We start from the raw sequence: 22,538 nt of genomic DNA, 5'->3' as shown, positions 1-22,538 counted from the left end.
TCTCCTTTGCAGGAGGCGGTGCGCCGTATCTGGCAAGCCAGTCCCGAGGTACAGGCCGCGCGGGCAGACCTTGATGCTGCCCAAGCTCGTGCGCGTGCCGCTGCACAGCCGCTGTACAACCCTTCGCTGTCGCTCGATGCGGAGGACGCCGACGTCAATCGACGCACGGCCGGCATCAGCCTGGCGCTGGATTTGTCCGGCAAGCGTCGTGCCCGGGCCACCCAGGGAGAGGCTGATCTGCTGGCTGCCGAGGCGGCCTATGACCGGGTGCGTCGCGACGTGGCAACCCGCTGGCTGAAGGCCTGGTCGACGGCCGCACTCGCGACCAGACAGAGCGAGCTGGGTCAGCGTCGCCTGGCGCTGATGCAGCGCTTCGATGACTTGGCCGCGCAGCGGCTGAAGGTGGGCGACATCAGCAGTCCGGAACGCGATCTGGCCGGTTTGGCCTTGGGCGAGGCGCAGGTGCAACAAGCCACACTCGTAGGCAACGAAGCGGCGGCCCGCGCGGCGTTGCTGGCCATCAGCGGCGATCAGCTGACTGCGCTGCCACCGTTGCCCGAGGGCCTGTCACCGGCACTCGACAATGTCACGCCGTTGCCCGTCGACGAGCTGCCGGAACTGCGTCAGGCCCGCGCCCAGCAAGCGAGTGCCGAGGCCGGCGTGCAAGTCGCCCGCAGGGCGCGCATTCCCGACCCCACGCTCAGCCTGACCGGCGGCCAAGTGCACAGCGGGCCGCGCACCGATCAGGTGATCGGTCTGAGCGTATCCATACCGTTGCCGGTGCTCAACAGCGGACGCGCCGAAGTGGATGCTGCCCTGGCGGAGGCCGACGCCGCGGCGGCTGCCGTGCGCTCGCGCGAGTTTGTGTTGCGCGCGGGACTGCGGGAAGCACAGGCCCGTTACGCAGCCTTGCGCAGCGCGACCGAAGCCTTTCGCAGCGGCCGTGCCGCCGCGTTCGAGGATCGCACCGCGTTGCTGGAGAAGCTCTGGCGTGCCGGTGAAATCAGCACGTCCGATTACCTCGTACAGCTCAAACAGAGCCTGGACACCGCGTTGTCCGGCCAGGAACTGGAAAGCCAGACCTGGCAGACCTGGTTCGACTACCTCACCGCTGCGGGCCGTCTCACCGACTGGCTCGATGGCCGCACTCAGGACGGTCCGACTCAGGACGGCCTCAATCAGGATATCCCCCGATGAATTGCTCTCTTTTGAAACGCAGCCTGCTGGGCATGACGCTGCTCGCGGCGCTGGCCGGCCCCGTCATGGCACAGGAACTGGCTCCCGCCAATCCGCTGGCGCTCGATGCCAAGGCGATCAAGGACGCCGGCATTGTCCTCGACAAGGCCGCTCCGCGCACCTTGACCGATGAACTGAAAGCGCCCGGCGAAGTAAAGGCCGATGCCTATTCCACCGTGCTGGTATCGCCACGCGTGGAATCCCAAGTACTGGCTCGCAAGGCCACGCTTGGCGACGTCGTCAAAGCCGGCGCGCCGTTGGTGGTGCTCTCCAGTGTGCAGGTCGCCGAGACGCAGGGCGCGTTGATCGTGGCCGAGCAGGACTGGCAGCGCATCGCGGCGCTCGGACCGCAGGCCGTCTCGGCACGGCGCTACAACGAAGCGAAGGTGCAGCGCGATCAGGCACGCGCCAAGTTGCGTGCCTACGGATTGTCCGACGGTCAGATCGGTGGCCTGCTGCGCAAGGGTTCGGCCGGTGCCGATGGCAGCTTCGAACTGCTCGCGCCAGCGGCCGGTCGCGTCACCACCGACGAGTTTCTGGTCGGTGAGCGGGTGGAACCGGGCCGCACGCTGTTCACCCTGGTCAAGGAAGATTCGGTATGGGTCGTGGCCCAGATGTCTCCGGCCGATGCCGAACGGGTCAAGCCCGATGCCGATGCCCGCATCCTCGTGCACGACACCGCGATACCCGGCAAGGTCGTGCAGCGCTCGCACCAGACCGATGAGCGTACGCGCACCGTGCCAGTACGCATCGAAGTCGACAACCGCAAGGATCTTTTGCATCCCGGTGAACTGGTCGAGGCACGCATCGTCACCGGGAGTGCCGTGCGGAAGCTGGCCGTTCCCGCCGAAGCGATCGTGTTGCTGCAGAACCAGCCGACTGTATTCCTCGCCAAAGGCAACGGCCAGTTCGAACCGGCACCGGTCATGGTCGGCGACACGCGGGATGGCTGGACGGCGGTCACCCAAGGCCTCAAGGCCGGCGACACCTACGTGCGCAAGGGCGCCTTCGCGTTGAAGGCCCGCTTGCTGCGCTCGCAGCTGGGAGAAGAATGATGCTGGAACGTCTGGTTGAATTCTCCCTGCGCTACAAGGTGCTGGTGCTGATCGCCTTCGTGGTGATCGGCTTCCTGGGTTTCCAGGCCGTACGCCAGCTTCCCATCGACGCCTTCCCCGACGTCACGCCGGTGCAGGTGAACGTCTATACCGAGGCCTCCGGCCTGGCCGCCGAGGATGTGGAGCAACTGCTCACTACGCCGGTGGAGTCGGCACTGGCCGGCCTGCCCAAGGTGGAACAGATCCGCTCGGTCAGCCTGTTCGGCTTGTCCTACGTGTCGGTGTACTTCGACGACAGCATGGACATCTACTTTGCCCGCCAGCTCGTCAACGAGCGGCTGCAGCAGGTGGGCGACCGCCTGCCGGCCGGCTACGGCAAGCCGGAGATGGGTCCGAACACCTCCGGCTTGGGCCAGGTGTTCTGGTACACCGTCGAACGGGCCGACGCCAAGCTCAAGGACGCCGCCAGCACCGGGGCACCCAGCGACATGGACTTGCGCACGCTGCAGGATTGGACGATCCGCCTGATCCTGCGCACCGCACCGGGTGTGGACGATGTCACCTCCTGGGGCGGCCAGGAAAAGCAGTACCAGGTGCGCATCGACCCGCTGAAGCTGATCGCGCACAAGCTCGGCTTCAAGGACGTGATCGAGGCCCTGCAGGCGAACAACGCGCAGGTCGGCGGCAACTTCATCGACGTCGGTCGCGAACAGTACCTCGTGCGTGGCTTGGGTCTGGTGCAGGACGCCAAGGACATCGGCAGCATCGTCCTGAAGACCGAGGATGGCATACCGGTCTACGTGCGCGATGTGGCCACCATCGTCGAAGCCGGTGCACCGCGCACAGGCGCGGTCACCCGCGACGGCAAGGAGGTGGTACTGGGCATGGCACTCGCTCGCATCGGTGAGAACGCCAAGAGCGTGGTCGATGCGGTCAAGGCCAAGCTCGGCACGGTCGAACAGGCGTTGCCACCGGGCGTGGTGGTCAAGCCGGTGTACGAACGCACCGAGCTGGTCAATGCAGCCGTGGAAACCGCCGTGCGTGCCTTGATCGAGGGTTCGATCCTGGTTGCGATCATCCTGTTCCTGTTCCTGGGCGAGTTCCGCAGCGCCATCGTGGTGGTAGTGGCGCTCCCGCTGGCCATGCTGATCGCCTTCATCTGCATGAATCAGGTCGGCCTCTCGGCCAACCTGATGTCGCTGGCGGGGCTGGCGATTGGCATCGGCATGATGGTGGATGGCGCGGTGGTGATGGTGGAGAACGCCTATCGCATCATGGCCGAGCGCAAGGCGCACGGGCTCCCGGTGGATCGCACCGCCGCGGTGCTGGCGGCCGCCCGCGAGGTGGCCAACCCGGTGGCGTTCGCCATCCTCATCATCATCGTGGTGTTCCTGCCGCTGTTCAGCCTGCAAGGGTTGGAAGGCAAGATGTTCAAGCCGATGGCGTTCAACATCAGCTTCGCGATGGCGGGCTCGCTGGTCCTCGCGCTGACGCTGATCCCGGTGCTGGCCGCGCTGGTGTTGAAACCGAAGGAAGAGAAGGACACCTGGCTGGTCGCGTTCCTGAAACGCCACTACGCCACGGTGCTGGCGTGGGCGCTCGCCCGCCGCAAGCTCGTGCTGGGCATCGCTGCCGGGGCCTTGATCGGCAGCCTGGCGCTGTTCCCGTTCCTCGGCAAGGAGTTCATGCCGAACCTGAAAGAAGGCGCCATCATGTGGCGCATCACCTCGATTCCGTCGGCATCGCTGGACGAATCCATCGCCATCTCCAAACAAGTGTCGACGCTGGTCAAACAGAAGTTTCCGGAAGTGGAGACCACGCTGGCAATGATCGGCCGTGCCGAGAAAGGCGAGACGGCGGACGTGAACTACATGGAGATGTACACACCGCTGAAGCCCAAGGATCAATGGCGCAAGGGCGAGACGCTGGAAAGCATCGAGGAAGCGATGCAGAAGGAGTTGTCGGCAGTATTGCCGACCGCGGTGGTGAGCTATACCCAGCCGATCCAGATGCGCATCGAGGAACTGATCTCGGGTGTGCGCGCCACGCTGGCACTGAAGATCTACGGCGATGACCTGGGCGAGCTGGATCGGTTGAGCGGCCGCATCAAGGACGTCCTGGCCGGGGTGCCCGGCGTGGCGGATCTGGCTCTGGAGGCGAACATCGGCAAACCGCAAATCCGTATCAAGGTCGATCGTGATGCGCTGGCCCGTTACGGCTTGAACGCCGACGACGTGCTCACTGTGGTGAAGAACGGCATCGGTGGTGAGCCGGTGACCACGCTACTCGATGGCGTGAAGCGTTTTGACATTGCCGTGCGGCTGGACGATGCGGACAAGGCCTCGTTGCCAGCCATACAGCGCATTCCGATCCGCACGCCCAGCGGTGCGCTGGTGCAGCTGTCGCAGGTGGCCGAGGTCAGCGATGCGGAAGGCTACTCGTTCATCCGCCGCGAGCAGTTGCAGCGCTATGCGGTGATCCAGATGGACGTGCGCGGCCGTGACATCGACGGCTTCGTCAAGGACGCCAATGCCGCCATCGCGCAACAGGTGAAATTGCCGACGGGCTACTACAGCGAATGGGGCGGCGCGTTCGAGAACCAGCAACGGGCGTTGAAGCGGCTGTCGCTGATCGTGCCAGCCACAATCTTCTTCATCTTCGTGCTGCTCTACACCGCCTTCAACTCGGTGAAGTACGCCGCGCTGATCCTGGCCAACGTGCCGTTCGCCACCATCGGCGGCATCGTCGGCCTGGCGATCACCGGGCAATACCTGTCGGTGCCCTCGGCGATCGGCTTCATCGCGGTGTTCGGCGTGGCGATGTTGAACGGCATCGTGCTGGTGAGCTTCTTGAACGAGCAACGCGAGAAAGGCTTGCCCGTGCGTGACGCGGTGATCCGCGGCACGGCGCTGCGCATGCGGCCGGTGATGATGACGGCGAGCGTGGCGATCCTGGGCCTGGTGCCGATGCTGCTCTCCAGCGGCGTCGGTGCGGAAACCCAGCGGCCGCTCGCCACCGTGGTGGTCGGCGGTCTGATCACCTCGACTCTGCTGACGCTGGTGCTGTTGCCGGTGCTCTACGACTGGATCGAAGAACGCGCCGCCCGGCGCCTCGCCAAGGAGAACACTCCATGAAAGAAGTCAAAGCGTTTATCCATCGCGGCCGCGTCGTTGACGTCATCCATGCCTTGGCGGATGCGGGGTTCCGTTACCTGTCGGTGAGCGACGTAAAGGGCCTGCTGACCGCGCTCAGTGAGCAAGAGCAAAGCTACTCGATCGAAATGGGCGAACGGGTCATCAAGCAGGTCAAGCTGCTGGTGTTTTGCGAGGACGATCAGGCCGAACGAGCGGTGCAGTTGATCCGCCTGCACGGGCGCACCGGCCAGAGTGTGGCGGGCTGGGTCTACCAGAGCACGGTGGATCAGGCATGGCCGATCGATGGGCGTGTGGACAACGACTGATCGTGGCGGCGGGAGCACTCCCGCCGCCGTATCGGTGTCATTTCATAACACGGCGGCGGCCGCGTAGAGTGGCCGCCGCCATGAGAGATTCCAATGCCTGAAGCATGCATCCAAGCCATCGGATTACCGGCTCATGACTGATACGTGTTGTGCCACCACCATCGATATTGCCGCGTTGCAGGCGCGGCAGCGTCGGGTGTTGATGATCGTTCTGGCGACCAACCTCGCCACCTTCGTGATGATGCTGTCCGCGGCGATCTACAGCGGTTCGTCGTCGCTGCTGTCCGGCGGACTGGACAACCTGGGCGATGCGCTCACCTACCTCTTGAGCCTTGCGGTTATTGGTGCCAGTGATCGCGCGAAAGCCCGGGTGGCATTATTCAAGGGCGCACTGATTCTTGGTGCGGCGCTTGCAGTCGCCATCCAGATTGGCTGGCGTCTCCTGCATCCGGGCGTGCCGATCTTCGAGGCGATCGGTATCGCCGCCTTGCTGAACCTGGTCGCCAATGCCGCATGTCTGCGCCTGCTGCTGCCTTACCGCAAAGGCGACGTCAACATGGCCTCGGCCTGGGAATGCTCACGCAATGACGTATTCGAAGGTATTGCCGTGCTGGCAGCGGCCGCCGGCGTCGGCATCTTCGGCGCAGGCTGGCCCGATCTGCTGATTGCATCGGCATTGTTGCTGATGTTTATACGCTCGGCATGGCGGGTGTTCCGCATGGCGTGGTGCAGCTACACGAACGGAGACAAATGATGAGTGCCGGACACGATCATGTGGGTACAGAGATCAAGCACGAGACGCCGCTGTGGTGGGCACTCGGCCTGACCAGTACGTTTCTTGTCGTCGAGATCATCGGCGGTTTGCTTACCAACAGCTTGGCCTTGTTGTCGGATGCGGCACACATGGCCACCGATGTGATCGCGCTGACGATCTCGCTGACCGCCGTGCGCCTGGCTCGACGTCCGCCCGACGCGAAACGCACCTATGGTTACGCGCGCATGGAAGCCATCGGCGCACTCGTCAACGGTGGCTTGCTGTTCCTCGTCGCCGGTTACATCTTGTGGGAGGCGGCGCGGCGCTTCAGCGAACCGCCTTCGGTGGCCTCCACTGGCATGCTGGTGATCGCGGTACTGGGGCTGGTGATCAACCTCATCTCGATGCGATTGCTCAAGGCCGGCAGCGGTGAAAGCCTCAACGTGAAAGGTGCCTATCTGGAAGTTTGGGCCGACATGCTTGGTTCAGTAGGCGTCATCATCGGCGCGTTGATCATCAAGTTCACCGGCTTCTACCTTGCCGATCCCATTATCGCCGTGTTGATTGGTTTGTGGGTATTGCCGCGGACATTGATCCTGCTGCGAGAGGCAGGGAATGTCCTGATGGAGGGGGCGCCTCGTGGCGTCGATACTGGAGAGGTTCGCAACGAAATGTTGGCGACTCCAGGCGTGGCTGCACTGCACGATGTGCACGTATGGGCGCTGAGCAGCACGCGTTCGGCGATGGCGGCGCATGTGATCATGGATGGCGACGCATCAGACGCGGAAGCGCTGCGGCTCCGGTTGGCGCAGATGCTGGAAGCGCGCTTTGGCATTCATCACGTGACACTGCAGGTCGAAACAACGTCGTGTGGGCATGGGTGCGAGGAGCCACAAAAGGTTTGACCTCCACAGCCGCTTCGCCAAACTGCCCGCCGGTGCCGCTTCCGCGCGATGACTCTCCGTCGGCGTGGCTGCAACAGGAACCGCGCCGTCTTGTCCAAACCAGCGAGCTCATTGCGCGTGCGATGCCGGTGGACCTGAGCGATCGCGTGTGCCGCGGGCAGACGCTAGCCACGGTGGAAAGCAACGACAGCATGTGCGGCTGCATGGTCACCGCCGCTGGACGGGTGGGGTGCTGGCACGCAACCACAACCAACCACTCAGCATGGCCAGCCCGCCCATCGCGAGGGCTCCCAGCATATCGCCGGGATAATGCACGCCCAGGTAGATGCGCGCCCATGCCATGGGCAGACTGAACAGTGCGATCCCGGTGCCCCATGCTCGGGTGCGTCGATCCAGCAACAGCATGCCGGCGACGACCCACTGCGCGGTCAGATGGTCGCTGGGAAAGCTGCCTGTCGCCGCATGCGAAACCCAGGCTTGGCCGACACCGGCCACGAAGGGGCGTGCTCGATCCCAGAAGAGGCCGATGGCCAGGTTCGCGAGCAGTGCCATGGCAGCAGCACCTGCTGCTTTAAGAGCTGGCACTCGCATTGCCCATCGGGGAAACACCAGCATCGCCGCAAGGAGGACGACAGTCAGCATCAACGGCCCATTGGCCAGACCGCGTGCCAGATGAAGCATCGTGGGCGATGGCCGTGTGGACGGATGGATGGCGTGGAACAGTCGCAGGTCAACGGCATACACCACCGGACCAAGCCCTGACACCGGAGAGGTCATGGCTTGACGGTCGATTCGCTGGCCGCAACTCGCGCTTCCTTTGCTTCGCGCAGAATGCCTAGAGCCTCTTTGAGCACGTAGCAGGCGATGGCCGCACCGATGACCAGGTCGGGCAACGCACTGTGCAGGACTAGCACCAGCACACCGGAGATGATCACTGCCAGGTTGGCGATGACGTCGACCCGCGTGAACAGCCACGTGGCGCGCAGATGCACTTCGCCGTGACGGAACCGTTCCAATAGCCTCAACACGGTGGCATTCACGATCAAGGCGATGAGGGCAATGCCCATCATCCAACCACCCTCGGGATGACTGCCCGCAACGAGTCGCCACACCACACCCGCGACGACACCGGCGCCCAAGATCAGCAGCAACGTGCCGCTCACGGAAGCGGCCGATGCTTTGAAGCTTGTACTGCGCTGCCAGGCGACGAGCGCGATGCCGTACGCACTCGCGTCGGCGAGCATGTCCAGCGAATCGGCGATCAGCCCCATCGATTGCGCGATCAGACCCGCGACAATGCCGACCACAAACATCGTGGCATTCAGAACCAGCGCGAGGTGGAGGATGCGTCGCTCCGCTTCATTGCTGGCTTCAGTGTGACAACCACATTCAGTCATGCCCTATTGCCTTCATTCTGCATCGGGGAGAACTTCCCTGGTCGTGGTGGCTGACGCGGAGGATTGGCGGCCGCGACGGATATTGAACGCGAATCCGACCGCCAGCAGCACCAGAATCGTCAACTGGGCCAGCAAGGATTGCCACGTCGGATAAATGCCCAGCAGTTCGATATGCGGCACCGGCGCGACGCTTACTGTGACCCAGCCGGCCTCCTGCAGGGCGGCGATCCCCTTGCCGGTCAGCACGATGGCGAGCAAGGCGATCAGCGCCGAACTGGCGGAGAAGAATGTGCCGATCGGCAGCCGCCGGCTGGTGCGCAGCAGCACCCAGGCGATCAGCCCCAGCACGGCCGCGCCGGCCGCGATACCGCCGAGCAGCCATACTTCCTGGCCGTCGTTCCACAGCGCGGCGTAGAACAGGATGCTCTCGAACACCTCGCGGTACACCGAGATGAAGGCCAGCCCGAAAAGGAACCACGCAGAACGCCGGTTGAGCGCAGCCGCCATCTTTTCCTTCAGGTACGCCTGCCAGCGACCGCCGATACTTTTCTGGTGCATCCACAGACCCACTCCGAGCAACACGAACGCCGCAAACAGCGACGACAGTCCTTCGGTCAATTCACGGCCGGCACCACTGATGGAAATCGCATAGCTGGCGATCGCCCAAGTGATCCCGCCGGCGACGAGCGCAAGCATCCAGCCCGCATGAACATAGCGCAGCGCTTCGGGTCGCGCGGCCTTGCGCAGAAAAGCGAGCAGCGCGACCACGACCAGCAGGGCTTCCAGGCCCTCGCGAACCAGGATGGTGAAGGCCCCCAGAAAGATAGCGGCAACGTCGCCCGCCGCATCGGTAGTGACCTCCTGCGCGCGTACCAATAGATCATCGACAGCGTCTGCCTGTTTCACCACCGACGCCATGGAAGCGCTGCTCGACAGCGCAGTGCGATAGGCGCCCATGGCTGTTTCGAGCTGAGCGCGCAGTGCACTGTCGTGTGCGTTAAGTTGCGGTTCGACCGGTTCCACACCATCGAGGTAGGCGGACAGTGCCAGTTGGGTGGCTTGCGTTTCCGCGCCGGCACGGTAAGCCGCCAGACTCGCCGCCAGTCGCGCTCGCGCTAGAGGAATGCCAGTCAAGGCTTCTTGCTGGATGACGTCCGGGTGAGCCCGCAGATAACCCACGATCGTCCGAGCACGCTCCGCGCCGAGCGTGGGCGTCAACTGCGCCACGCGCGCACGCGACAGCTCCTTCAGATCGGCGATCTGTGCCCGTGCGGCGGTGTCGTGTTGCCAAGTGTCGGCGCCAGTGACTGCCTCCTTGGTATAAGCCAGCGAGCCCACGTAGTATGCCAGTGCCCAACGGTCGTCTGAGGACAGTTGCTGCGCGTAGCTCGCCATCGGCGTGCCTTCCACGCCTTGGCTTATCACCTCATATAACGACAGCGCGCTGCGCTGATCGGCCCGCGTCTGATCGGTGAAGTTCACCGGCCGGGGCGACAGCTGCAGGCCAGCGGGCCCATCACCGTGTCCGGTGGCTCCATGACAGGCAGCGCACTGGGTTTGATAGAGCGTTGTCCCGCGGGTCAGATCGGGCGCGTGTTCTGGTGCGGTCGGCACCGGGTACGCCTGGAGTAGCGCATCGGCCAGCGCATGCGCCTGCGTAGCTACCTGAGCGGGTGTCGCCTTGGCATCGACCGAGGCCACCAGCGCATCCGCCTGTTGCAAGAGTGCCGGTGTGGCGACGGTCGGTGGTAACGCGGTGATGCGCGATCGCGCCGTTGCCGTGAACTCCCGCATCTCGGCGTACTCGGATGTGCTGATGACAGCGCCACTCTTCACCGCGCCTGCGTAATCGGTCGCTAGGTAATCAAGCATCTGCCAAGTCTGTGGAACCGAGGTCATCGCGTCCTGAGCTGTGACCGGGAAGGCCGTCATGCCGAACAGCAGAAGTATCGCCGTGAAAAGGCTGCGCAAAATATTGCGAATACGATTCATTGTCATTCAAGGATGATACTCGTCCTTGAGCAATTCGCCAGCACATCACCTCAGCCTGAGCGTCTGCCGATTCAGCACCAGCAACCGTGCTGCGGCATGCCCAGTCACAAGTTAAGGTCATCCAGCAGATTTGTGCGGCTCGGCGGGACGCAATTGAAGTCGCCGTCGAATCCCTCGGTGATCAGGGCGTCGGATCCACACCGCGTGGCCGCGCAGTTCTCAGGAATGCCGGTGGCGATGATGGATGTCCGGATAATGCGGATGGCTGTGCACCAGCGGTTCGTGCAGGTGCGGATGGGTATGAGGTTCCTTGCCGTCCCACGGGAAGTCGTGGGCGTGCTGGTGATGCTCGTCGTGGTAATGGCGGTGGTTGTGCGCCAGTGCCTCATGCGCGTGCTCGTGCGCATGCCGCTCGCTGACGTGCAGCCACACGCCGAGCGCCATCAGCGCGCCGGCCAGCCAGAACGCGAGCGGCGGATGTTCGGCGATCAGCAGCAGCGACAGGCCGGCGCCGACGAACGGCGCGGTGGAGAAGTACGCGCCGGTGCGCGCCGTGCCCAGGCCGCGCAGGGCGAGCACGAACAGCACCAGGCTCAGGCCGTAGCCGACGAAGCCGAGCGCTCCGGTGGCGAGCAGGGGCAGGATGGCCGGGAAGCGATAGCCCATCACCAGCGCGAGGGTGAGTGTGATGATTCCGGCCACGCCGCCCTTGATCGCGGCTATCTGCACTGGGTCGCCGCCGGCGACGGGGCGTGTCAGGTTGTTGTCGATCGCCCAGCACAGGCATGCGCCGGCGATCGCCAGCGCGCCCCACGGAACCTCGCTGCCGGCCTGGCGCTGCCAGGACAGCAGCACGCTGCCGGCAACGATCGCCAGCATGCCCAGGAACACGCGCCGATCCACATTCTCGCGAAACACCACCCAGGCGAGCACGGCGGTCAGCACGCTTTCCAGGTTGAGCAACAGCGAGGCCGTGGACGCGGGCGTCTGCGCCAGCCCCAGCATCAGCAGGATCGGACCGAGCACGCCGCCGAACAGCACCGCGCCGGCGAGCCATGGCGCGTCCCGTCGCGTCAGTGGTGCCTCAGCGGCGCGCTGGCGGCGCAGCTTGCGCAGCAGCAGCCATAGCGACAGGCCCAGCCCCGAGCCGGCGTACAGCAGCCCGGCCAGCAGCAGCGGCGGCGTCGTGTCCAGCAGCAGCTTGGCCAGCGGCGTGCCGAGGCCGAACAAGGCTGCCGCGGCCAATGCCTGCAAGATGCCGCGGTGGTGCTGGTGGTTGGCGGTCGTCATGTGTTCGCCCCGATGAATCAACGCTGGCGCGCCGTGGCAGCGTAGTGCGCGAGGTTCGCTCAGTCGACCATGCTGTGGCTTTCGGTGGTGCCAAGCAGCTCCGGCTGGGTGGTGACGCGCTGCTTGCGATGCAGCAGCGGATGCACGAACACTGCAGCGAGGATCACCGCCACGCCGAGATAGAACCAGTGATCGAGTTCGTGCTGCTCGCCGAGCAGCACGATCGCCAGCACGATCGCGTAGACCGGTTCCAGGTTGGTCACCATCTGGGTGCCGAACGCCGTCATGTGGCGCAATGCCACCAGCGCCAGCGTGAACGGCAGCAGGGTGCAGCCGAACGCCAGCGCCAGCAGCAGCAGCGCGTCGTGCAGGTTCGGCAGCACGAACAGCGCGCCCTGGTGCGGCAGCAGCGGCGCCAGCAGGGTGAGGAACGCGGTACCGGTGCCCAGCTCGATGAAGGTCACCGTCAGCGGATCGCCCGATTCGACCATGCGCTTGTTGAGCGAGCCGAACAGCGCCACGAACAGCGCCGACAGCACGCCCACCGCGATGCCGATGCGCATGTCCACCGGCACGCCGCCGACCACCATCACCACGCCCGGCACTACCGCCACGCCGATCAGCAATTCGCGCGGATCGAATTTGCGCTTGGCGAGCCACGGCTCGATGAAGGCCAGGAACACCGGCCCCAGCGCGATGCAGGTGGCGCCCACCGAGGCATTGGACAGCTTGATCGCGGCATAGAAGGTCAGCCAGTGCAGCGACACCAGCACGCCGATGCCGGCATATGCGCCGATCAGCCGCCATGACATCGCCCGCAACTGGCGCCGCACCCGCGGCACCAGCAGCAGCGCACCGGTTACCAGCAGCATGCGCCACCACACCAGCGGCAGCGCCTGCAAGGTGATCAGCTTGCCCAGGATCGCGGTAAAGCCCCACAGCAACACGCAGAAATGAATCTGCAGACGAGCCTGATTGACGGGGTGCATGGGCGTACGCGCAAGGGAAGTCGCGGCATTCTAGCGCCATGCCTGGCACGACTCGCGTGCCCGTGCAGGAGCGCACCCTGTGCGCGATGCCTTTGGGTGTCGGGACGAAGCGTGGGGCACCGCGGTACGGTGCGCTCGCGCTTCGACGCCACGTGGTTTGAGTTTGTCTGCCGCTGTGGCAGATTGACCCGACCTGACTGCCTTGGGGAATCGCATGTCCAGCTTCCGCTCTGTCTGCATGGCGCTGTTGCTGCTGGGTGTGCTGCAGGCGATCTGCGGGTGCTCGAAGAAGCAGGAGGTCTCGCCAGCACCGGTCAGCGGAGAGCAGTCGAAGTCCGGGGCGATGCTGGCTTATGAGCACACGCTGCGGATCAAACTGCCGGAAGCGAAAATTGCCGATCGCCTGGCGGCGGCCCGGCAGGCTTGCGAGTCGGATCGATTCGGTGCCTGCAACGTTCTGCGCATCCGGCAGGATGAGCACTCGGCATCGCTGGTCGTGCGAATCGTGCCAGATGGCGTTGAGCCGATGGCGAAGCTGGCATCTCAAGACGGCACGGTCGGATACCGGCAGACCCGGGCCGAGGATCTCGCCGATGTCGTCACCGACAACCGGCGTCAGCGCGACTTGCTGGAAAAGCAAGCCCAACATCTGGCGGACCTCGCCGCGCGCAAGGACATGGCCGTTGCCGATCTGATCGCGCTCAGCCACGAGCAGGCCTCGGTGGAAAGCCAACTGCAATCGCTGCAGGCCGCTGGGGCAAATCAGCAGCGCCGGCTGGATACCAATCGGCTCGAACTGGAGTTCGACAGTAGCGATGCCCGCAGCGGGCGTATCGGTATCGGCTTTTCCGGCTTGCCCGACGAGGTGGCGGACGGCGTGGTCGATGCGTTGGGGCTGCTCGGCTACGGCTTGCCCTTTCTGATTCTGGCCTTCCCGCTGGCGATGCTGTGGCGCCGGCTATGGCGCCGGTTCACCCGCTCCGGACGGCAGCTGCACTGAACGTTGCCGGTTGGCGGACGGTTCGGTCGTGCGGTGAAACCGCCGACAGATGGTCATTTCCTGCTTGATTGAGTCTTCTGGCCCGAGCCACGCAGTTGCATCAGCACCGCGCGGCAGGTGTTCTCGCCGCTGTCCTCGTTTTCGTGGCTGGGCGCGATCAACGCGATCAGCGCGGCCGCCGGTGCGGCGACGGCGCCCAGGGCCACGGCGCCGGCGCCGCGCAGCAGCAGCGGACCCTTCTGCACGCCGACGTCGGGGTGCTTGAGCGTGCCGCGAACATACAGCGGCGAGCGCAGGGATAGGATGCGCAGGCCCTTGGTGTGCGGTTTCACGTCGAGGTCGAGTTTCTCGCTGGCGAGATTCACCGTGCCATCCACCTTGATCAGCGCGTCGTCGGTGTCGAACACGAACAGGCGCATGTCGAACAGGCCGTGCTTCGCGACCATGTCGGTGGCGGCGCAGTTGATCTCCACCGTCTTGTCGCCGAACAGCTTGCCGATGATGATGTTGCCCACGTTGAGGCCGGCGGTTTCCAGCAGCGTCTTGCTGATCGCGCCGTCGTTCATCAGCAGCTTCAGCTCGCCGTCGGCGCTGCCGAGCAGGGCGGCGATGGAATTGCCTTCGGCGGTGAGGTTGGCGTCGCCGTTGATCTCGCCGAAGCTGGTGCGCATCGGCGAGAACTGCGGGAACAACTGTTTCAGCTTCAGATGGCGCGCATGCAGTTCCAGCACGCCGGGCATCGGCGCGCGGCTGCCGTCGAGGGTGATGTTGCTGCGCACGGTGCCGCCGGCCACGCCGAAAGTCAGCGGGTCGAGGTAGAGCGCGCCGCTTTTCAGCACGAGGTGGGTGCGCAGCGAGTCGATCGGCAGCGCCTCGCCGTGTTCGATGCGGGCGGCGCTGAAATCCACGTCGGCGTCCATGGTTCGCCAGCGCCCGGTGCGGAACGGCGCCACCGGCAGCAGTTTGTCGACCGGCTGCGAGGTGTCGGGGCGATCGACCTTGGCGGTGCTGGAGTCGGCGCCGATCAGCGGCGCCAGGTCGGCGAAGCGCAGCAGGTTCGAATGCAGCTTGCCGCTCAGTTTCGGTCGTTCGCCGCCAGTGACGAACAACAGGTCGCCGGCGAGGTCGCTGCCACCGACGTGGCCGCGGAAGTCCTGGTAGTGATAGCGGCCGGAGCCCTCGCCCAGCCTGGCGCTCAGGTGGCCCTCGGTGGCGTAGGGCGGCGTATCGGGCAGGGTGATGCCGGTCAGCGGGTACAGCTTGGCCATGCTGCTGCCGGAGAACCACAGGCGCAGATCAAGCGCGCCCAGTTGCAGCGGATCGGTCAGCGTGCCGACCAGGGCGATGTGGCTGTCGCCGATGTGCACGTCGGCCTGCACCGGAAAGGGCTGGCTGGCGTCCTGCAACGCCAGCACGGCACCGGTCTTGCCTTCGCCGGTGAGCGCACCGCCCTGGTACGTGCCGCTGGCTTGCCAGGCGAACTGGTAGCTGGTCGCGCTGGCCGATTTGTCCCTGGGCACTTCCGGCGCCTTGGCGGCGGCCTTGCCGGTGGTCTTCTGCGCCTGCTTGCGGGCGTCGGCGCTCTGTTGCGCCACGATGTCGTCGTAGGGAATCGCCGCCTGCAACGGTTTCACGGCGACCTTGAGCCTGGTCTGCGTGACCGCGTCATCCAGCCGGATCACGCCGTGGTCGAAACCGACCGAGCCCACGTCCAGATGCCATGCCGACGGCCCGGATTTCTTCGGTGGATTGAAGTGCCAGGTGGCGCGACCGTCCTTGTCGCGCTCCAGGTCGATGCTGGGGTTCACCAGTTGCACGCTGGGTACCTCGATGCGATGCACCAGCAGCGCCCACGGCGAGAGCCGGAAGCGCAGCGCATCCAGCTGTGCGAATGGCGTTTGCGCGGCCCAGTCGGGATTGGCGATGCGGATGTCACGCGCGGTGAACTCGGGCCACGGCACCCAGGCGGCGGGGCCGCTGCGGCTGCGGTCCCGGCGCCAGTCCAGCGTGAGGTCGCCGTTGATGGAAAAGGGCCGGCCGATCGCCTGGCTGACCTTGTCGCCGATGAACGGCCGCAGCCGGTTCCAGTCGAACGTGGCGATGACGATCAGTGCCACCACGAGCAACGCCAGCACGACGCTGCCGATCACCACCAGTGACTGGGTGCCACGCTTCATGGGTTCGCTCCGCGGTCCGCGACCTGCGCACCGGGTTGGCGCATGCGCAGGTCATTCCACGGAAGTCATAACCAGGTCGATGACAAGGTTATGTGCTCGACCGTCGTTGCCGTTCAGCTTTTACCCGCCGGGGTGATAGCTGCGTTCGGTGTGGCCCTTCAATTGTTCCGGCCAGAAGTACACGGTGCGCAGGTTGCCGGTGGTGTAGCGCTCCGCCTCGTCGTTGAAGTGCGGAGAATCGGGGTGCCCGCTTTCGCCGCCGGCGGTGATCGCCCGCGCATGCACCTTCGGCCCGAATTCGACGGCAGCCACGAAGCTGTTGCCGCCGGTGCCGTAGTAGCGCTTGGTACCCGGCCAGCGATGCGCGCCGAACGAGGCCAGCGAACCCCAGCGCGAGGAGGTGAACGGCACCGGGATGCTGGGCTTGGCGTCGTCGAATTTCTGCACGATGTCGCCGTTGATGCGCTGGAAGCGGTTGATCTCGCCCCACGGCACGCCCCAGCTGCCGAAGTCCTGGGTCAGCCGGTCGGAGGCTTCGACCAGCGCATGGAGGCGCGCCTTGGCGCCGGCCTTGGCGGCCATCCGGTCGTAGATCGACAGGCCTTCGGCGGTGTCGGCCTTGCTCACTTCGTCCCACAGCGTATCGCCCCAGAACACCGCCAGCGAGGTCGGCATCGAGGCGATGCCCCAGCGGTAGTCCCAGTCGCGCAGCAACTGGATCGGCCCGGCGAGTTTCGCGCGCAGGGGATCGTCGGCGGGCAGCGCGTCGTAGTCGGCGATCAGGATCGGCAACTGGCGCGCGAACGCGGGCAGGTAGGAGTCGAACGCGGCGGTGATCAGCGAGGGCAGGGTGACCTGCCTGATGTCGGTGAGCAGGCGGATCGCGTGCAGGCCGCGCGGGTTCTCGCCGAAGGTGTCCATGTAGCGCGGGTAGTCGGCCTGCTTCGGGCTGTACGCGCCGGCGGCGGAATACGGCCAGTTGTTGGTGTTGAAGGTCCAGCCATTGGGCGGGTTCACCACCTGCGGCAGCTGGTCCAGCGGCGTCAGGCCCTGCCAGTCGGTGGCCGGATCGCTGCCGTCCACGGGTTTGGTGTAGTCGAAGCGGTTGTCGCGCCTGGGCACGAATTGCGGCAGCAGGAAGGCGATCTCGCCCTTGTCGTCGGCAAACAAGGTGTTGTTGGACGAGTTCGCCTTCAGCTCGGCGACCTTCATGTAGCTGGCGAGATCATGCGTCCTGGTGCGCAGCCAGCTCTGCTCCAGCGCGGGGATCGGCTTGTTCATCAGTGCTTCGGCGATCCACTTGCCGTCCGCCTCGCGCACGATCGGGCCGTGATGGGTGAAGTGCGCGGTGAACGTGCGCTGCGCCAGCGCGCCGCTCTTGTCGCGATACGACAAGGTGATCTGGCGTGACGTCACCGGCCGCAGTTCCTTGCCGTAGCGGTAGAACAGCTTGCCGTCCCGGTGCACGATGGTCTCGGCGAACTCGTCGACCACGTCGACGCCGGTCGAGGTATGCATCCAGCCCACGTGCGGGTTGAAGCCCTGGTAGATGAAGAACTGGCCCCAGGTCACCGCGCCGTAGGCATTCAGCCCCTCGTCGCTGGACATCTGCAGTTCGGAGCGGAAGAAGAACGAGGTGTGCGGGTTGATCAGCAGCAGCGCGTGGCCGTCGGCGGTGAGCTTCGGCGCGATCGCGATGCCGTTGGAGCCGGTCGGCTCGATCCAGCTGGGTTGCGTGTGCACCTGGGCCAGCGGCGCGTCGGCCGGGCTGCCATAGAACGCCTTCAGCGGTGCCAGCTCCACCCGCTCGATGTCGCCGCCGATGCTGCCTTCGGTGAAGGACAGCGCCATCCACGGCTCGAAGCGGGTGAGCACGCGCGGGTGCACGTCGGGATGGGTGGCGAGGTAGTAGTTGAGCCCGTCGGCCCAGCTGTCCATCAGCTGGCGCAGCCAGCGCGGGCTTTGCGCGTACAGCTTCTTCAACTCGGCCGGATCGATGAACAGGCGCTGGCGCAGGTCCTGCCACAGCGCAGAGTCGTCGGCGTCCTTCGCCTCGGCCAGCCGGCCCAGCGCGATCAGGTAGTTGGTCTCGACCCGGTTGAAGTCGTCCTCGGCCTGGGCGTAGGCCATGCCGAACACCGCGTCCGCATCGGTCTTGCCGTGCACGTGGGCGATGCCCCAGTCGTCGCGGGTGATCGTCACCGCCTGCGCCTGGCGCTCCCAGCGCGACTGCTCCGGGGTGGCCGCGGTGGCGGTTTGCAGCAGGCTCCATGTCAGCAGTGCGGCGATGACCAGCACGATCGACGCCCTGTGCGCCCGCGCGATGCCGCCGAGGATGCGTGTATTCATCTGTTGCCCCTTGATGACCGACCGTTCTGCCCAGCGTAGCCCATTCCGCCCGCACCGCGCTGTCGCCCGCTCAGCCGCCGAAACGCTCGCGCAAGGCAGCACGGTGGCGTCGGCTGCAGGGGATGGTGGCACCGTCACGCATGGTCAGGCGGGCGTCGCCGGTATCCAAGGGCTCGATCTGGGCGAGGTAGTCGAGATTGACGAAATAGCCCCGGTGCACGCGCACGAAACGCGCCGGGTCCAGCCGCTCCTCGATCGCCGCCATGGTGCTGCGCAGCGGGTAGTCGCGACCGTGCACATGCAGGTTCACGTAATTGCCCGAGGCCTGCAGCCATTCGACCTCGCTGGCATTGAGCAGGAATTCCCGCCCCAGCTTGCGCACCAGGAAGCGTTCGGGCCGCTCGACCGGTTCGGCCGGCTGTCCCTCGTCGGGGGCGGCCAGCAAGCGCGCCTCGCCCTGCCAGCGGATCAGCCACAGGCGCGACAGGCACAGCAGCGCGATGATGACGAAATAGGTGCGGATGTCCTTCAGATACTCGTAGCCGTAGTGCGCGCCGAACTGGTCGTGGGAACCGACCAGCGCGTAACAGAGCCGACGCAGCGCCACCATGCCGGTGACATGGATGAGGCTGAACGGGACCGTGGCCAGCAGGTGGCGCGGCAGGCTGTGCCGCCAGGTATCGACGCGGAACGGCCAACGGCGTTCCAGCGCGATCACGAACGGGATCAGCGCCAGGATCAGGAGGGCGCTGCTGAACTCCCACACCCAGGGTTTCCACGTGTCCACGTCGGGATGGTCGGTCAGCGCAACCAGCGCATTGAATCCGGCGTTGAGGATGACCAGGGCCACCCAGAAGCCGACTTCGATGGGTCGCCGCCAGCGCTGGAAATCGTCGAAGCTGAGGCCGGGGCGTTCGTTCATCCGGCGATTCTACGCAAAGCCCCGCGACCCGTCCCCGCAGCCCTGCCGTCCGTCCCCGTGACGGGTCGATCCGTCACCTGGCGGGCGACAGCGCGGCCGGAGGCGCTGCAAGATGGAGCCCTCGACCCCACCATCGGAACGCCCATGAACCGCCGCGATCTGCTCAAGGCCGCTGTCGCCGCATCGCTCCTGCCCTTGGCGCTGTCGCCGGTCGCCCGGGCGCTGGCCGGTACCCGCAACCATCTTTCCCGATTGCTGCGCCGGGTGCGGCCGGGCGATCCGGCGTGGCCCGACGCCGACGCCTGGGAAACGCTGAGACAGCAGGTCGGCGGACGCCTGCTGAAACTGCAATCGCCATTCGCGCCGGGGGCGACTGCCGCTGCCCGGGCCGAGGCGCTGGCGCAGATCAAGAATCCGTTCTACGTCGGCGACAACCCCGCGCTGACCCAGACCAGCGGCTGGCTGGATGCCTGGGCCTCGCAGCCCAGCACGTACGCCGTGGCCGCCGAGAGCACGGCCGACGTGGTCGCCGCGGTGAACTTTGCCCGTCGGCATCATCTGCGGCTCGTCGTGAAAGGCGGCGGCCACAGCTACCAGGGCACCTCGAACGCGCCCGACTCCCTGCTGGTGTGGACGCGGCACATGCACGACGTGACCCTGCACGATGCCTTCGTCGGCCACGGCTGCGCGGGCAAGCAGGCCGCACAGCCGGCGGTGAGCATCGGCGCCGGCGCGATGTGGATCGACGCCTACGACGCGGTAACCACCAGGGGCGGCCGCTACGTGCAGGGCGGCGGCTGCACCACGGTGGGCGTGGCCGGGCTGGTGCAGAGCGGCGGCTTCGGCAGCTTCTCCAAGCATTACGGCACCGCGGCGGCGGGCCTGCTGGAAGCCGAAGTCGTCACCGCCGACGGCCAGGTGCGCATCGCCAACGCCTGCACGAATCCGGAGCTGTACTGGGGCCTCAAGGGTGGCGGCGGCGGCAGCCTTGGCGTGGTCACGCGCCTGACCCTGCGCACGCGCGAGCTGCCGGCGTTCTTCGGTGGCGTGTTCGGCACGATCGAGGCCACCACCGATGCCGCCTATCGCGCGCTGATCGCGCGGGCGATCGCATTCTATCGCAGCGACCTGTTCAATCCGCACTGGGGCGAGCAGATGGGCTTCAGCGGCCGCAAGCTGGAACTGAGCATGCTGTGCCACGGGCTGGATCAGGCGCAGATGGAAAAGGTCTGGGCGCCGTTTCTCGACTGGGTGAAGGCGCGCGTGGAATATCGCTACGCCGATCCGATGAAGATCTTTGCGATGCCGGCGCAACGCATGTGGGACGTGGATTTCATGCGCCAGAATGCGCCCGGCGTGATGGTGGCGGACAACCGGCCCGGCGCGCCGAAGCACCATGCCTACTGGGCGACCAATGTGGGGGAGGCGGCCTGGTTCCTGCACGCCTACCAGTCGGCGTGGTTGCCGGCCACGCTGCTGCACGAGGATCGCCAGGGTGCACTGGTCGATGCGCTGTTCGACGCCGCGCGCGAATGGAGCGTGGGCCTGCATTTCAACAAGGGACTGGCCGGCGCGCCCGCGACGGAAATCGCCGCAGCGAGAGACACCGCGACCAACCCGCAGGTGCTCGATGCGTTTGCGCTGGCGATCATCGCCGGCGGCGGTGCACCGGCCTTTCCGGGCATGCCGAAACCGGATCTGGCGGAGGCGCAGCGCGCCGCCGCCAGCATCGGCACGGCGATGGCCGCCCTGCGCAAGGTCGCGCCGAACGCGGGTGCCTACGTCTCCGAGAGCGATTACTTCCAGCGCGACTGGCAGGCCGCGTTCTGGGGCACCCACTACCCGAAGCTGCTCGCCGTGAAGCGCCGCTACGATCCCGACGGCCTGTTCTTCGTCCACCACGGCGTGGGCAGCGAGGGTTGGAGCGGCGAGGGGTTCGTGCGCAAGGATTGACCGGATATCGAGTTCAGAAGGGAAGACGAGGATGTAGGCCGAGCAGCTGTCTTAGTGATCTGAGGACAGCTTGCTTCGGCGGGCAAGCACTTCACCTCCCTCCTGGGGAAGATGGCGCAAAGCGATGGATGAGGGTTCGGGGTCCCCAGCGCGCGCTTCCGCCGCCCCTCGCCCCTACCCCTCTCCCGAGGGGAGAGGGGTTCAACACCTTCACGCGGCGCGTATGCACGCCGCCTCCTGTCCTCCAGTGACGCAGATGGCGTTCTTATGGCTTTTACGCCTGACTCAGAGCCCGTTGTTGTTGGCGGCGTCGGCGAACTGTTTCAGGTAATCCTCGAATGCACGCTGGTAGGCCAGTTGCCAGTTGGCTTCGCGAGCGACCTGGATGGAGTTGTGGCCGTATCCCTTCACGGTCACCTGGCGATGCCCCTGCGGGCTGTCGATCTTGAGCAAGGTGTCCAGCTTTGCCTCGATGCTGGCGCTCCAGAACCCGGGCGTGAACCACGCCCAAAATTGGCGGATGTCGACGCTGACATGTGGCGCATTCGCCGGGGCGCTGGCTGCATCCACGACGCTGTAGCCGCGGCTGGCAAATGCATTGGTCAACAACTGCCGGGTCACCGACTCCACGTTCTGGCCGGGCTTGAGCAGGATGTCGCCGAATGCCTTTCCGAAGCCGCCACGCTTGCGCGCGATGGCCTGCTTGCGTTGCGTTGCATCCAGCGCGTAGCTGGCGCCCTTCTTCAAGGATGGCGTGCTGGGGTCGTCCGGATCGGTTTCGAACACGCGCACGTCATGGATGGCGTCGATGACCACCGGTTTGCCGCCGCTGACTACCGCTGAACCCGGCGATGGCACGTCGAGCGACATCCGGGTGCGCGTGGTTGCGCAGCCTGAGATGAGGGCAAGGACAAAGACGGCGACGAGGCCGTGAACGAGATGCTTCATGCGTTTTCCCCTGTAGCGATGATGTCGTGGATCTGAATGGAACGGGAGAGTTGTCGCAAATGTCGCGACGAAAGGGAAGCTGATGCTTGACTCTTGACCTTGATCCAAGGT

The 22,538-nt window shown here is 65.6% G+C and carries 17 protein-coding genes; 8 read left to right on the top strand and 9 right to left on the bottom strand.

All coding sequences use genetic code 11. The features are described 5' to 3' along the window. The first annotated feature begins 18 nt into the window (after positions 1-18). From ACVCMC_RS07180 to ACVCMC_RS07155, 6 genes are all read left to right on the top strand, one after another. Positions 19-1,197 carry a TolC family protein gene (locus tag ACVCMC_RS07180; RefSeq protein WP_447099469.1) on the top strand — a complete coding sequence of 393 codons (1,179 nt, stop codon included), beginning with the start codon at positions 19-21 and terminating at the stop codon, positions 1,195-1,197. Then, entirely contained in the window at positions 1,194-2,291 is a 1,098-nt protein-coding gene (locus ACVCMC_RS07175) for an efflux RND transporter periplasmic adaptor subunit (RefSeq protein ID WP_447099191.1), read from the top strand. Before ACVCMC_RS07180 ends, ACVCMC_RS07175 begins: the two co-directional genes overlap by 4 nt. Continuing rightward, complete coding sequence (locus ACVCMC_RS07170; RefSeq protein WP_447099468.1) at positions 2,291-5,425, top strand: efflux RND transporter permease subunit; 3,135 nt, start codon at positions 2,291-2,293, stop codon at positions 5,423-5,425. The genes ACVCMC_RS07175 and ACVCMC_RS07170 overlap by 1 nt, the downstream gene beginning before the upstream one ends. Continuing rightward, a complete protein-coding gene (locus tag ACVCMC_RS07165; RefSeq protein ID WP_447099190.1) occupies positions 5,422-5,751 on the top strand; it encodes a P-II family nitrogen regulator in 330 nt (109 codons plus the stop codon). Before ACVCMC_RS07170 ends, ACVCMC_RS07165 begins: the two co-directional genes overlap by 4 nt. Before the next feature lie 133 nt (positions 5,752-5,884). Further along, the gene (locus ACVCMC_RS07160; protein ID WP_447099189.1) at positions 5,885-6,505 is read left to right on the top strand and encodes a cation transporter; all 621 of its coding nucleotides are present in this window, start codon (positions 5,885-5,887) and stop codon (positions 6,503-6,505) included. Further along, positions 6,505-7,410 (top strand): cation diffusion facilitator family transporter, encoded by a 906-nt coding sequence (locus ACVCMC_RS07155; protein WP_447099188.1) that lies wholly within the window; start codon positions 6,505-6,507, stop codon positions 7,408-7,410. The genes ACVCMC_RS07160 and ACVCMC_RS07155 overlap by 1 nt, the downstream gene beginning before the upstream one ends. Before the next feature lie 207 nt (positions 7,411-7,617). Here ACVCMC_RS07155 and ACVCMC_RS07150 read toward each other — a convergent pair whose 3' ends face one another. The 5 genes from ACVCMC_RS07150 to ACVCMC_RS07130 all read right to left on the bottom strand — a co-directional run bounded on the left by ACVCMC_RS07150 (position 7,618) and on the right by ACVCMC_RS07130 (position 13,078). Further along, positions 7,618-8,187 (bottom strand): phosphatase PAP2 family protein, encoded by a 570-nt coding sequence (locus ACVCMC_RS07150; protein WP_447099187.1) that lies wholly within the window; start codon positions 8,185-8,187, stop codon positions 7,618-7,620. After that, positions 8,184-8,807, bottom strand: coding sequence for a cation transporter (locus ACVCMC_RS07145; protein ID WP_447099186.1), 624 nt, complete (start codon positions 8,805-8,807; stop codon positions 8,184-8,186). The genes ACVCMC_RS07150 and ACVCMC_RS07145 overlap by 4 nt, the downstream gene beginning before the upstream one ends. A 12-nt stretch (positions 8,808-8,819) precedes the next feature. Beyond that, positions 8,820-10,799, bottom strand: a complete 1,980-nt coding sequence (locus tag ACVCMC_RS07140; RefSeq protein ID WP_447099185.1) for an FTR1 family protein — start codon at positions 10,797-10,799, stop codon at positions 8,820-8,822. Between the two features lie 219 nt (positions 10,800-11,018). Further along, positions 11,019-12,089: an EamA family transporter gene (locus tag ACVCMC_RS07135; protein WP_447099184.1), complete on the bottom strand. Its 1,071-nt coding sequence runs from the start codon at positions 12,087-12,089 to the stop codon at positions 11,019-11,021. A gap of 59 nt (positions 12,090-12,148) precedes the next feature. Next, the gene (locus tag ACVCMC_RS07130) at positions 12,149-13,078 is read right to left on the bottom strand and encodes a DMT family transporter (RefSeq protein WP_447099183.1); all 930 of its coding nucleotides are present in this window, start codon (positions 13,076-13,078) and stop codon (positions 12,149-12,151) included. A 214-nt stretch (positions 13,079-13,292) separates the two neighbouring features. Between ACVCMC_RS07130 and ACVCMC_RS07125 the strand changes: the two genes are divergently transcribed. Beyond that, entirely contained in the window at positions 13,293-14,078 is a 786-nt protein-coding gene (locus tag ACVCMC_RS07125; protein ID WP_447099182.1) for a DUF4349 domain-containing protein, read from the top strand. 53 nt (positions 14,079-14,131) lie between these two features. Here ACVCMC_RS07125 and ACVCMC_RS07120 read toward each other — a convergent pair whose 3' ends face one another. The 3 genes from ACVCMC_RS07120 to ACVCMC_RS07110 form a co-directional block, all read right to left on the bottom strand. Beyond that, positions 14,132-16,255, bottom strand: a complete 2,124-nt coding sequence (locus tag ACVCMC_RS07120; protein WP_447099181.1) for an AsmA family protein — start codon at positions 16,253-16,255, stop codon at positions 14,132-14,134. A 120-nt stretch (positions 16,256-16,375) separates the two neighbouring features. Further along, on the bottom strand, positions 16,376-18,604 hold the full coding sequence (locus ACVCMC_RS07115; protein ID WP_447099180.1) for a penicillin acylase family protein: 2,229 nt from the start codon (positions 18,602-18,604) through the stop codon (positions 16,376-16,378). A gap of 70 nt (positions 18,605-18,674) precedes the next feature. Then, positions 18,675-19,526, bottom strand: a complete 852-nt coding sequence (locus tag ACVCMC_RS07110) for a LytTR family DNA-binding domain-containing protein (RefSeq protein WP_395117649.1) — start codon at positions 19,524-19,526, stop codon at positions 18,675-18,677. Positions 19,527-19,670: 144 nt separating this feature from the next. On the opposite strand from ACVCMC_RS07110, the gene ACVCMC_RS07105 reads away from it, so the two are divergent. Beyond that, complete coding sequence (locus ACVCMC_RS07105; RefSeq protein ID WP_447099179.1) at positions 19,671-21,479, top strand: FAD-binding protein; 1,809 nt, start codon at positions 19,671-19,673, stop codon at positions 21,477-21,479. A gap of 285 nt (positions 21,480-21,764) precedes the next feature. Here the strand turns inward: ACVCMC_RS07105 and ACVCMC_RS07100 are convergent, their stop codons facing one another. Beyond that, complete coding sequence (locus ACVCMC_RS07100; protein WP_447099178.1) at positions 21,765-22,535, bottom strand: YajG family lipoprotein; 771 nt, start codon at positions 22,533-22,535, stop codon at positions 21,765-21,767. Between the last annotated feature and the right edge of the window lie 3 nt (positions 22,536-22,538).

This window comes from Rhodanobacter sp. UC4452_H20 (assembly GCF_052978205.1).
This window is presented reverse-complemented; position numbering and strand designations above follow the sequence as displayed.

Excerpts from the sequence above, each read along its gene's own strand:
- ACVCMC_RS07145 (WP_447099186.1), bottom strand. The coding sequence starts at position 8,807 with ATGACTGAATGTGGTTGTCACACTGAAGCCAGCAATGAAGCGGAGCGA.
- ACVCMC_RS07175 (WP_447099191.1), top strand. The coding sequence starts at position 1,194 with ATGAATTGCTCTCTTTTGAAACGCAGCCTGCTGGGCATGACGCTGCTC.
- ACVCMC_RS07130 (WP_447099183.1), bottom strand. The coding sequence starts at position 13,078 with ATGCACCCCGTCAATCAGGCTCGTCTGCAGATTCATTTCTGCGTGTTG.
- ACVCMC_RS07165 (WP_447099190.1), top strand. The coding sequence starts at position 5,422 with ATGAAAGAAGTCAAAGCGTTTATCCATCGCGGCCGCGTCGTTGACGTC.
- ACVCMC_RS07105 (WP_447099179.1), top strand. The coding sequence starts at position 19,671 with ATGAACCGCCGCGATCTGCTCAAGGCCGCTGTCGCCGCATCGCTCCTG.
- ACVCMC_RS07125 (WP_447099182.1), top strand. The coding sequence starts at position 13,293 with ATGTCCAGCTTCCGCTCTGTCTGCATGGCGCTGTTGCTGCTGGGTGTG.
- ACVCMC_RS07140 (WP_447099185.1), bottom strand. The coding sequence starts at position 10,799 with ATGAATCGTATTCGCAATATTTTGCGCAGCCTTTTCACGGCGATACTT.
- ACVCMC_RS07170 (WP_447099468.1), top strand. The coding sequence starts at position 2,291 with ATGCTGGAACGTCTGGTTGAATTCTCCCTGCGCTACAAGGTGCTGGTG.
- ACVCMC_RS07155 (WP_447099188.1), top strand. The coding sequence starts at position 6,505 with ATGAGTGCCGGACACGATCATGTGGGTACAGAGATCAAGCACGAGACG.
- ACVCMC_RS07135 (WP_447099184.1), bottom strand. The coding sequence starts at position 12,089 with ATGACGACCGCCAACCACCAGCACCACCGCGGCATCTTGCAGGCATTG.
- ACVCMC_RS07115 (WP_447099180.1), bottom strand. The coding sequence starts at position 18,604 with ATGAATACACGCATCCTCGGCGGCATCGCGCGGGCGCACAGGGCGTCG.
- ACVCMC_RS07160 (WP_447099189.1), top strand. The coding sequence starts at position 5,885 with ATGACTGATACGTGTTGTGCCACCACCATCGATATTGCCGCGTTGCAG.
- ACVCMC_RS07150 (WP_447099187.1), bottom strand. The coding sequence starts at position 8,187 with ATGACCTCTCCGGTGTCAGGGCTTGGTCCGGTGGTGTATGCCGTTGAC.
- ACVCMC_RS07120 (WP_447099181.1), bottom strand. The coding sequence starts at position 16,255 with ATGAAGCGTGGCACCCAGTCACTGGTGGTGATCGGCAGCGTCGTGCTG.
- ACVCMC_RS07110 (WP_395117649.1), bottom strand. The coding sequence starts at position 19,526 with ATGAACGAACGCCCCGGCCTCAGCTTCGACGATTTCCAGCGCTGGCGG.